Annotated in this window: 8 protein-coding genes and 1 pseudogene; 6 read left to right on the top strand and 3 right to left on the bottom strand. The window is 73.8% G+C overall.

Annotated elements, in window-relative coordinates; translation table 11 throughout:
- Window positions 1-221: 221 nt before the first annotated feature.
- Window positions 222-1,859 carry a DUF3152 domain-containing protein gene (locus VKA29_RS21695; RefSeq protein ID WP_324787548.1) on the bottom strand — a complete coding sequence of 546 codons (1,638 nt, stop codon included), beginning with the start codon at window positions 1,857-1,859 and terminating at the stop codon, window positions 222-224.
- An 8-nt stretch (window positions 1,860-1,867) separates the two neighbouring features.
- Window positions 1,868-3,001, bottom strand: a complete 1,134-nt coding sequence (locus tag VKA29_RS21690) for an alpha/beta hydrolase (RefSeq protein WP_324787547.1) — start codon at window positions 2,999-3,001, stop codon at window positions 1,868-1,870.
- Window positions 3,002-3,215: 214 nt separating this feature from the next.
- On the opposite strand from VKA29_RS21690, the gene VKA29_RS21685 reads away from it, so the two are divergent.
- The 4 genes from VKA29_RS21685 to VKA29_RS21670 all read left to right on the top strand — a co-directional run bounded on the left by VKA29_RS21685 (window position 3,216) and on the right by VKA29_RS21670 (window position 5,152).
- Window positions 3,216-3,440 carry a hypothetical protein gene (locus VKA29_RS21685; protein WP_324787546.1) on the top strand — a complete coding sequence of 75 codons (225 nt, stop codon included), beginning with the start codon at window positions 3,216-3,218 and terminating at the stop codon, window positions 3,438-3,440.
- Window positions 3,441-3,632: 192 nt separating this feature from the next.
- Window positions 3,633-4,277 (top strand): TetR/AcrR family transcriptional regulator, encoded by a 645-nt coding sequence (locus VKA29_RS21680; RefSeq protein ID WP_324787545.1) that lies wholly within the window; start codon window positions 3,633-3,635, stop codon window positions 4,275-4,277.
- Window positions 4,278-4,413: 136 nt separating this feature from the next.
- Entirely contained in the window at window positions 4,414-4,641 is a 228-nt protein-coding gene (locus VKA29_RS21675; RefSeq protein ID WP_324787544.1) for a DUF3107 domain-containing protein, read from the top strand.
- 241 nt (window positions 4,642-4,882) lie between these two features.
- Window positions 4,883-5,152, top strand: coding sequence for a hypothetical protein (locus VKA29_RS21670; protein WP_324787543.1), 270 nt, complete (start codon window positions 4,883-4,885; stop codon window positions 5,150-5,152).
- Between the two features lie 236 nt (window positions 5,153-5,388).
- Here the strand turns inward: VKA29_RS21670 and VKA29_RS21665 are convergent, their stop codons facing one another.
- The gene (locus tag VKA29_RS21665) at window positions 5,389-6,144 is read right to left on the bottom strand and encodes a ferritin-like fold-containing protein (RefSeq protein ID WP_324787542.1); all 756 of its coding nucleotides are present in this window, start codon (window positions 6,142-6,144) and stop codon (window positions 5,389-5,391) included.
- Window positions 6,145-6,630: 486 nt separating this feature from the next.
- Between VKA29_RS21665 and VKA29_RS21660 the strand changes: the two are divergent.
- Together VKA29_RS21660 and VKA29_RS21655 are read left to right on the top strand one after the other, a co-directional pair.
- Window positions 6,631-9,409, top strand: a pseudogene (locus VKA29_RS21660) (DEAD/DEAH box helicase).
- A gap of 270 nt (window positions 9,410-9,679) precedes the next feature.
- Entirely contained in the window at window positions 9,680-10,600 is a 921-nt protein-coding gene (locus VKA29_RS21655; protein ID WP_324787541.1) for an alpha/beta hydrolase, read from the top strand.
- Window positions 10,601-10,641: the final 41 nt, after the last annotated feature.

Here is a 10,641-nt window from a genome sequence, read left to right as displayed (position 1 = left end):
GTCGCCGCCCTCGGCGCGGCCCCGCTCGCGCTGACCGCCCTCGCCGCCGCCCCGGCGTCCGCGCACGGCTCGATGGGTGACAACCGTCCGTCGCACCACCAAAAGGGGTGAACAGTCGTAACTTTCCCGTGCAAGCCGCGTTCGATCGCGCTAGCAGATCATGCAGTCACGTTTCACCAGGCAGCGGCCCGGGCCCGCCGTGACGCCCGCCGGACCGGCTGTCAACTTCCGGGATAGGCCCAGGGGTTGGCCAGGCAACGAATGCCGTCGTGGTCGAGGAACTTGGTCTGCTGCTGCATGACCGGCGCGAGCTCGCCGTCCTTGTCGCAGGTCACGTGGGAGTAGCCGAGCCGGTGGCCGACCTCGTGGTTGATCAGCATCTGCCGGTAGGCGTTGATCTGATCACCGTACGTCTTCGAGCCCTGGGCCCACCGGTAGGCGTTGATCATGATGCGTTCGGTGGCGGCCGAGTCGCAGGAGACGTTGTCCTCGGTGGTGTCCAGACCGGACTTGGCGCACCACGCGGCGGTGGTCCCGGGGCTGGCGAGGGTGATGACGAAGTCCGGCTCGCCGGACTGGACGCGCTCGAAGGTGCGGGCGCCGCCGTGCGCCCAGCTGCGGTCGTCGTTGAGCGTCTTCTGCACCGCCTGGGCGAAGAGTTCGCCGTCGAGCCCGAGCCCCTGTTCGACGTCGACCCGGTAGGTGTACTTGCGCCCCTTGCCCGGCGCCTCGGCGGTGCCGGGGACCGCGTCGAACTTGCCCGAGCCCTTGAGCGTGGCGCTGAGGGGGTACTTCCGCGCCATCGCCTGCTCGTACGTCAGCGTCACCGGTCCGGGCGCCGCCGAGGGCGTCGTCCGCCCCTCCCCGCGTGACGCCGGGTCCCGGAGGTCCCGGGCCGGACCGACGGCCGACTGCTGCCGCACGGGGCCGTCGTCCTGTCCGTCGGCGACCTGACCGGCGACGACGACGGCCAGCACGGTGGTGACGGCGGCCGCCGCGATGCCGGTGAACGTGCGCCCCTTGGTGCCCTTGGTCTGCGCGGGCACTCCGGTCGGCGGCGCGTCGTCGTCGGCGTCGGTCTCGGAGGGGACGCCGACGCCGGTGCGCGGGTCCCAGTCGGTGGCGGAGGCGTACGGGCCGACGGCGGACGCGGAGGTGCGGGCGCGGGGCGCGAAGACGTCGTCGTCCTCGCCGAAGGCGTCGAGGTAGTCCTGGCGCGGACCGGCCGGCGCGCCCTGCCGCTGGCGGGGCAGGACGGCGCCGGGCGCCGCGGCCACGCCGTGACCGCCGACGGTCGGCCCTCTCAACTCGCCCCAGCCGCCCCCGGCTTCACGCTGCTCGGGGTGGCCGCCGCGAACCTGGGGAACGCCGTGGGCGGGAGTGCCGTCGGGCACCCGGGGAACCCCACGCGCGGGCGTCCCGTCCATCGGCACCCTCGGAACCCCATGAGCGGGCGTCCCGTCCGGCATCCGCGGCACCCCGCCGGCGGGCGTCCCGCCCGTCGGCGGCAGGGGTGCGCCGTGCTGTCCGTACTGCTGCCCGTGCGGTTGTGCGTACGGCTGCCGATGGGGTTGTGCGTACGCCTGTCCGTGCGATTGTGCGTACGGCTGGCCGGGCGGTTGTCCGTACGGCGGTCCGGGCATCCGGTGACCGGCCGGACCCTGTTGCTGCGGCCGGCCGTCCTGCCGGACACCGGGCACGGCGCCGGCCCCCGGCCCGTCCTGCCGCGCAGCGTCCTGCCGCGCGGCATCCCGGCGCACGTCGGCCCGCGCCTGCGGAGCCGGGGACCGGTCGTCCTGTCCTGCAGTTGTGGCCGCGGCCCCGCCCTTGGCGGCACCACGACGGCTGTGGCGTCCCACGTCGCCCCTCAGCCCCCCGCGCTCTCGGCGAGGACGTCACCGTTGCCCACGACGGAGCCCGCACCACGGGCGGCGGTCCCGCCCCCGGTACCGGCTCTCCCCCCGGTGTCCGTCCCGGCGCCGTTGTCGGCGCTGCCCCCAGTATCCACCCTCGACCCACTGGCCCCACCCCGCGGGGCGACGCCCGACTCCCCTTTCTCCGCGAGGAGTTCGGTGAACGCGCGGGCCACCGTCTCCGGGTACTCCATCATCGCCACGTGCCCCGCGTCCGGCAGGGCGAGCAGGCGGGAGTCGCGGAAGGCGCGGGCCGCCCGGCGGGCCATGCGGAAGCCGACGAGCTGGTCCCGGCCGCCGTAGACGAGCAGGGTCGGGGCGAGGACCCGCTCGGCCTGGCGCCACAGCCCGTGCTGCCCGCCCAGTGTGTAGGCGTTGACGATCCCGCGCGTGGTGCGCGCCATCGCATCCCAGAAGTAAGGCAGTTGCAGCCGCCGCTCCATCTCCTCCACGGCATGGCGGAACCCTTCCGGCGTCACCTGCCCGGGGTCGCCGTAGCACAGCCCCAGGACGCCGCGGACCCGCTGCTCCGCCGACCACTCGCGGGTCAACCGCGTGAAGAGCGCGGCCACTCCGGGCACCGCCAGCATTCCGGTGGGCACGGCGGTGCGCTGGACACGGATCTCCGGCAGCGCCGGCGAGACGAGCGTGAGCGTCCGGACGAGGTCGGGCCGCAGCGCGGCGACCCGGGTGGTGACGGCGCCGCCGAGGGAGTTGCCGAAGACGTGCACGGGCCCGCGTCCCGAGGCGTCGAGATAGCGGATCACCGCGCGCGCGTGGCCGGTGACCGAGTAGTCGCCGTCGTCCGGCGGGGGCGAGTCGCCGAAGCCGGGCAGGTCGACCGCCTCGCCGTCGACGACGCCCTCCAACTCCTGCATCAGCGCGGACCAGTTCTGGGAGGATCCGCCGAGTCCGTGGACGTAGAGCGCGGGCGGCAGACCCTCGCGGGCGGGCGGGCGCGAACGCACCGTGAGCGTGATCCCCGCCAGCCCGACCGACCTGAGCCGCTCGCCCTCGGCGACCCTGACGGGTGACACCCTCGGGAGCACATTGGTCGCCGGAACGGACGGCAGCTCGGTCGAAGACATGCGGCAATGTTACGAGACGATCACGTAGCGGCTCACGTGTTCGCCGTCACAGATCCGGGGGACTTCACGGGGTACGCGTCGAGTGACGTTCCGGAGGCGGATCGCATGGCGTCCGGACCGGGTGTCTCCTAGGCTCGTGCAGAGGGCACCCGCGAGTGACCCCTGCTTCTCGGAGCGAGGTTCGCAGGAGTGGGACGTAGGAAGGGAGCCCATCATGACCGTTGACCCCACCGACCCCGGGACGTTCCAGGACGAGGAGACGGAGGAGGCGCCGGAGTTCGACGTCGAAGCCCCCGAGAACGACGCGGCGGAACAGCTGGCCGACCTCGCGCCGGACCGCGACGAACCCCTCGAGGACGTGGACCCGGCCCGGGCGAACGAGGCCGACCTGGTGGAGCAGCGCCGCGTCGTCTCCCTGGACGAGGACGACTACCGCTGACGGAACCCGGAGCGCCGCTGAGCCGGCAAGAGCCAGGTGGCTGCCCGCTCTGCCCCGCCTTGAAACCTTCTGCGCGGCTTTCGCCACTGTCCGGTCCGTGAAATTCTGCGCTCGCACCGCGCACACCAGGGTTACCGAAAAGTACGATGGCCACGCGGCGCACACCGCATGTGGACGATCTTGGGAGGCGGCGTGACAGCCATCGAGCAGACAGAGGCGGCACGCCCGCGAGGCACGCGCCTGCCGCGCCGTGCCCGCCGGAACCAGTTGCTGGGCGCCGCCCAGGAAGTCTTCGTGGCGCAGGGCTACCACGCGGCCGCGATGGACGACATCGCCGAGCGCGCCGGGGTCAGCAAGCCGGTGCTCTACCAGCACTTCCCGGGCAAGCTCGACCTCTACCTGGCTCTGCTGGACCAGCACTGCGAGTCCCTGATCCAGTCCGTGCGCAGCGCGCTGGCGTCGACGACCGACAACAAGCAGCGCGTCCGGGCGACCATGGACGCCTATTTCGCGTACGTCGAGGACGACGGCGGTGCCTTCCGTCTGGTCTTCGAGTCGGACCTGACGAACGAGCCCGCGGTGCGCGAGCGTGTCGACAAGGTCACGAACGACTGCGCCGAGGCGATCTGCGACGTGATCGCCGAGGACACCGGCCTCTCGCGTGCCGAGTCGATGCTGCTCGCCTCCGGGCTCGGCGGCCTCGCCCAGGTCGTGGCCCGCTCCTGGCTGCACAGCGACCGCAGCGTCCCGCGTGACCAGGCGGTTCAGCTGCTCACGTCCCTGGCGTGGCGGGGCATCGCCGGCTTCCCGCTGCACGGAACCGACCAGCAGCACTGAAGTCGCCCTTTGTTCCCGCCCGCTGTTCGCTCCTGGCGTTGTCGGGCGGAGCGTGCGCGTCCCCTCGCCGGGCTAATGTGTGCTGGGTACGGCGCGGAAGGTCGCGCACTTCACTGACCGTCGGAGGGACATAGCCGTGGAGGTCAAGATCGGCGTGCAGCACGCGCCCCGCGAGATCGTTCTGGAGAGCGGTCAGAGTGCCGAGGAGGTCGAGCGGATCGTGGCCGAGGCACTGGCCGGGAAGTCACAGCTGCTGACCCTCGTGGACGAGCACGGCCGCAAGGTGCTGGTTCCTGCCGACCGCCTCGCCTACGTCGAGCTCGGCGAGCCGGCCCCGCGCAAGGTGGGCTTCGGCGCCCTGTAAGCGCACGCGGACCGAGGGGCCCGGCGACCGATGGGATGCAGCGTCCCGACGGTCGCCGGGCCCCTTTCGCCGTCCGCTTCCGCCTTCCGCCGTCCGCTTCCGCGGTCCGCCGCCGCCTTCCGCTTCCGCCTCCACGGATGGAGCACAAGTCGGCCACAGGGGTGGATTGCATTCCGCAGGTCACGGGTATGACGGGCTACGACCGCGACGCGCAGGCCGGCCCTGTGGGAGGAACCCCGTGATGATCTTGGAAGCAGTCGGCTCCGCCGTGCTCGGTCTCGCGTTGGCCTGGGGGGCGATCCACCGGCTGTCCCACCGTCTGCCGGCCCGCGCGCTGGTGCTGGCGACGGGTGTCGCCGGAGCCCTGTTCGGCGCGTTCGTCACGCACAGCGCGCTGGGCCCCGGCAGCCTCCCGCTGATCCTGATCGGCGCCGCGATCGTCTCCACGGCCTCGCTGTCGCTGCTGCTGCGCCCGGCGGGCAGACTCCGCCGGCGCTCGGCGCCGGCGTGACATCGGACGGCGTCACCTCGGACGGCGTCACCTCGGACAAGAAGCCCGCCACGGCCGGGAAGACCACCGGGACCCGGAAGAGGAAGGCCAAGCGGATCGGGCGAACCCCACTGCGGTGAGCCACCGCCCCGAAGGGGCGCGGGGAACCGCGCGACCAGCCACGACGGCGCCGCAGCCCGCAGCCCACGGCGCAACGCGGCGCAACTCGGAGCAACGCCGCACATCCAGCGGAGCGCTCAGGCGGCGAGTCCCAGAGCCGCCATCCGCTTCGTGTGCGCCTCGGTGATCCGGGAGAACATCTTGCCGACCTCGGCGAGGTCGAAGCCGTCCGCGACACCGCCGACGAGCATCGTCGACAGCGCGTCCCGGTCGGCCACCACCCGCTGCGACTGCGACAGCGCCTCGCCCATCAGACGCCGCGCCCACAGCGCGAGCCGGCCGCCCACGCGCGGGTCCGCGTCGATCGCGGCGCGCACCTTCTCGACGGCGAAGCTGGCGTGCCCGGTGTCGTCGAGGACGGCCAGCACCAGCCCCCGGGTGTCCGAGTCGAGCCGGGCCGCCACCTCGCGGTAGAAGTCGCTGGCGATCGAGTCGCCGACGTACGCCTTGACCAGGCCCTCCAGCCAGTCCGAGGGAGCCGTCTGCCGGTGGAAGCCGTCGAGCGCGGCGACGAACGGCGCCATCGCGCGGGTCGGCTCCTCGCCGATCTCGGTCAGCCGGTTGCGCAGCCGCTCGAAGTGCTGGAACTCGGCCGACGCCATCTTCGCCAGCTCCGCCTTGTCCTCCAGCGTCGGCGCCAGCTTGGCGTCCTCCGCGAGACGCTCGAACGCCGCGAGCTCGCCGTACGCAAGGGCGCCGAGCAGGTCGACGACCGCGGCGCGGTACTGCGGGTCGGCGGAGGCCTTCGCCCAGTCCTGGGCGGCGACTCCGGTGGTTCCGGCCGAGGCTTCGGAGGCGTTGTCAGGCTTGTCAGAGGTCGTCATGAAGCGCACAATAGCCCGCTCGCGGCACGACGGAAGGTCATGGCCGACCCCTGTGACGACGACCGCGTGACCAAATCGGCCATCGCATGTGCGGGATTCCGGGGTATGGTGGTAATGCGCCTGCTGAGTACGCACCTCTGAGGAGTCTGCTTCGCTCGACGGGCCGCACGTTTGAGGATGCCCGGTCGGTGGCCCGATCGGCTCCGACCCGACAGCCCTCCCTGGCCGTACGACGAGTGCGTACGACGACCGGAGGGACACCCTCAGCGGTACGAGCGCTAGAGCGTCGGCAGTGGTCCCGTGCCCTACGGCCAAGCCCGTAAGGCAGCCGACGTCCCCGGCACGGTCCGTCAAAGACCCCCCGCGCTCGCCTCGCACCGCCCACACAGAAGAGGCAGCACCCTGACTACGACGTTCAGAGATCTCGGAATCCTTCCCGAGACGGCCGAGGCCCTGGAGGCCGTCGGCATCAACACCCCCTTCCCCATCCAGGAGATGACCCTCCCCGTCGCCCTCTCCGGCACGGACGTCATCGGCCAGGCCAAGACCGGCACCGGCAAGACGCTGGGCTTCGGCCTCCCGCTCCTCGAGCGCGTCACCGTCCCCGCCGACGTGGAGGCCGGCCGTGCACGGCCGGAGGCGCTGACCGACGCCCCGCAGGCCCTCGTCGTCGTCCCGACGCGCGAGCTGTGCACGCAGGTCACCAACGACCTGCTGACCGCGGGCAAGGTCCGCAACGTGCGCGTTCTCGCGATCTACGGCGGCCGGGCCTACGAGCCCCAGGTCGAGGCCCTGAAGAAGGGCGTCGACGTGGTCGTCGGCACCCCGGGCCGCCTGCTCGACCTCGCGGGCCAGAAGAAGCTCGACCTCAAGCACGTCCGGTGCCTGGTCCTGGACGAGGCCGACGAGATGCTCGACCTGGGCTTCCTGCCCGACGTCGAGAAGATCATCGACATGCTGCCGGCCAAGCGCCAGACCATGCTGTTCTCGGCCACCATGCCGGGCGCGGTCATCGGTCTCGCCCGCCGCTACATGTCGCAGCCCACGCACATCCGTGCCACCGCGCCGGACGACGAGGGCGTGACGGTCGCGAACATCGCGCAGCACGTGTACCGCGCGCACAACATGGACAAGCCCGAGATGGTCGCCCGCATACTGCAGGCGCAGGGCCGGGGACTGGTCATGGTCTTCTGCCGCACGAAGCGCACGGCGGCCGATCTCGCCGACCAGCTCAAGCAGCGTGGTTTCGCCTCCGGCGCGGTCCACGGCGACCTCGGCCAGGGCGCCCGCGAGCAGGCGCTGCGCGCCTTCCGCAACGGCAAGGTGGACGTGCTCGTGTGCACCGACGTGGCCGCGCGCGGCATCGACGTCGAGGGCGTGACGCACGTCATCAACTACCAGTCGCCGGAGGACGAGAAGACGTACCTCCACCGCATCGGCCGCACCGGCCGCGCGGGCAACAAGGGCATCGCCATCACCCTCGTCGACTGGGACGACATCCCGCGCTGGCAGCTGATCAACAAGGCGCTGGAACTGGACTTCAACGACCCGCCGGAGACCTACTCCACCTCCCCGCACCTCTTCGCCGAGCTCGACATCCCCGAGGGGACGAAGGGCGTCCTGCCGCGTTCCGAGCGCACCCGCGCCGGGCTCGACGCGGAGGAGCTGGAGGACCTCGGCGAGACCGGCGGTCGCGGTGCACGCGGGCGCGGCGGCCGAGGGGACCGGGGCGACCGGGGCGAGTCCCGGTCCACCGAGCGTGAGCGTCCGGCCCGCACGCCGCGTCGCCGCCGCCGTACCCGGAGCGGGGCTCCGCTGGACGGCACGGCCGCTCCGGAGACCACCTCTGCCGAGAGCGCTTCGGCCGGCACCGCGCCGGCCGGGACCGAGGAGGCCGACGCCACCCGTACGCCGCGTCGCCGCCGCCGTACCCGCGGCGGTTCCTCGGCGCAGTCGGCGCCGGCCACGGTGACGGCGGTCGAGCCCAGCGCGTCCGAGGCGGCGGAGGCCGCCGTGACGACGGCCGAGAGCGCCGCCGTGGACGCCGCCCTCGACAGCGCTGCGAAGCCGCGCCGCCGCCGTACCCGCCGGTCCGCCGAGCCGACCGCCGGGACGCCCGTAGACACGGCTCCGGCCGTGGCCGCCGCGGCGCCGGAGGCGCAGGCCGTCGTGGCAGCGCCGGTGACGCCGGTCGTCGCGGAGCCGGAGGCTCCCGCCGCCGCGCCGCGCCGCCGTACCCGCAAGACCGCGGCCGCCGCGGAGACCGCGGTCGACACGGCCGAGGCGACCGCCGAGGCCGTCCCGGAGGCGCAGGAGCCCGCGCCGCGCCGCCGTACCCGCAAGGCCACGGCCGCCGCGGAGACCGCGGTGGCCACCGCCGAGGCGACCGACACCGCCGAGGCCAGGCCGCGTCGCACCCGCAAGGCCGCCGCGACCGCCGAAACCGCGGTCGACGCCGCCGAAGCGACCGAGGCCAAGCCGCGCCGTCGGACCCGCAAGGCCGCCGAGACGGCCGAGACGGCCGAGATCCCGGCGCAGGTCACCGAGGAGTCGGCGGTCGCGCCGCGTCGTACGCGGAAGGCGACTGCCGCGGTCGACACGGCGGAGGGTACGGAGAGCAAGCCGCGCCGCACCCGCAAGGCGGCAGCCGCCCCGGAAACCACCGAGGCCGCCGAAACCGCCACCACCGAGGCCAAGCAAGCCGCGCCGCACCCGCAAGGCGGCAGCCGCCCCGGAAACCACCGAGGCCGCCGAAACCGCCACCACCGAGGCCAAGCCCCGCCGCACCCGCAAGACCGCGGCCACCGCCGAAACCGCGGTCGACACGGCCGAAGCCGCCGAGGCCAAGCCGCGCCGCACTCGGAAGGCCGCCGAGCCCGCCGCGGTCGACACCGCGGAGGGCACGGAGACCAAGCCGCGCCGCACCCGCAAGGCGGCAGCCGCCCCGGAAACCACCGAGGCCGCCGAAACCGCCACCACCGAGGCCAAGCCCCGCCGCACCCGCAAGACCGCGGCCACCGCCGAAACCGCGGTCGACACGGCCGAAACCGCCGAGGCCAAGCCGCGCCGCACTCGGAAGGCCGCCGAGCCCGCCGCGACCGTGGCAGGCATCCCGGCGCAGGCCGCCGGGGAGGCTGAGGCCAAGCCGGCGGCCCGCCGGACCCGCAAGGCCACGGCGACCGCCGAGGCGGCGGGTGTGGACGTGGCCGAGGCCAAGCCGAGGGTGCGTCGCACGCGCAAGGCCGCGGCCACCCCGGAGGCCGCGGAGAGCTGACCGCTCACGAGCACGACGGCCCGGCCCCACGTCAGGTGGGACCGGGCCGTCGGCCGTTTCTCCGCCCCGCCGTCGGCTCCCCGCACCCGCGGCCTTCCGGCCTCGGACTCACACGGACCCGCCTGTCCGTCCCCGCGGGCCAGCCTGTCCGTCCCCGCGGGCCAGCCTGTCCGTCCCCGCGGACGGCGCCCCGGCCTCGCGGAACCGGCCCCTCCGTCTCGGCGGACCGCCCCGCCGCCTCCCGGCTCGCGCGCCCGGTAGCCTCAGCGCATGAGCAGGCCACCGACCTTCGCCCCGCCCCCCGGCGCCCGCGCGTACTCGCTGCGTACCGCCCGCGGGGAGTTCGCCGTCGTGGACGCGCCCGCGGCGGACGGTGTCCCGCACAGGGGCACCGCGCTGCTGCTGCCCGGCTTCACCGGCAGCAAGGAGGACTTCAACCCGCTGCACGTGCCCCTGGCGGCCCGCGGCTACCGGACCGTCGCCGTGGACGGGCGGGGCCAGTTCGAGTCCGCCGGCCCCGAGCTGGACGAATCCGCCTACGCACAGGAGGAGCTGGCGCGGGACGTGCTCGCGCAGGCGGCAGCCGTCGGCAGCCCGCTGCACCTCGTCGGGCACTCCCTGGGCGGGCAGATCGCCCGGGCGGCGGTGCTGCTGGACCGCTCCCCGTTCCTCTCGCTCACCCTCATGTCCTCCGGTCCGGCCCACATCTCACCCTCCCAGCAGCAGCGCGTGAAGCTGCTCCGGGACGCCCTCTCGGTGATGACCATGGCCGAGGTGTGGGAGGCGATGCAGGCCATGGAGCCGCCCGAGGAGACCGACACCGGCGAACCGGACTCCGGGCCGGACGACCAGGAGGACCTGCGCCGCCGCTGGCTGGGCACCAGGCCCGCGCAGTTGCTGTGCACCGGACGCCAGCTGTGCGTCGAGCCGGACCGCGTGGCGGAACTGGCCGCCGTGCCGTTGCCGTTCCACGTGGTGTCGGGCGCCCGCGACGACACCTGGCCGGTGCCGCTGCTCGACGAGATGGCGCTGCGACTGCGGGCCCGCCGGACCGTGATCCAGGGCGCCGAGCACTCCCCCAACACCGACAGGCCTCTGGAGACGGCCCGCGCCTTCGCGGACTTCTGGGACGATCCGACGACGGGCGGCCCACAGGGCGTCCGGGGCGACGGGACCACGGAAGGCTCCTAGTACGGCGTCCGCCAGAGTCTCCTGACACGGCGCCCGAACGG

This window comes from Streptomyces sp. H51 (assembly GCF_035656535.1).
GTDB lineage: Bacteria > Actinomycetota > Actinomycetes > Streptomycetales > Streptomycetaceae > Streptomyces.
Note: the sequence above shows the minus strand (reverse complement) of the source record. Positions and strands in the feature narration are given on the sequence as shown.

Coding starts and splice junctions, on each gene's coding strand:
- VKA29_RS21690 (WP_324787547.1), bottom strand. CDS start 3,001: ATGTCTTCGACCGAGCTGCCGTCCGTTCCGGCGACCAATGTGCTCCCG.
- VKA29_RS21685 (WP_324787546.1), top strand. CDS start 3,216: ATGACCGTTGACCCCACCGACCCCGGGACGTTCCAGGACGAGGAGACG.
- VKA29_RS21670 (WP_324787543.1), top strand. CDS start 4,883: ATGATCTTGGAAGCAGTCGGCTCCGCCGTGCTCGGTCTCGCGTTGGCC.
- VKA29_RS21655 (WP_324787541.1), top strand. CDS start 9,680: ATGAGCAGGCCACCGACCTTCGCCCCGCCCCCCGGCGCCCGCGCGTAC.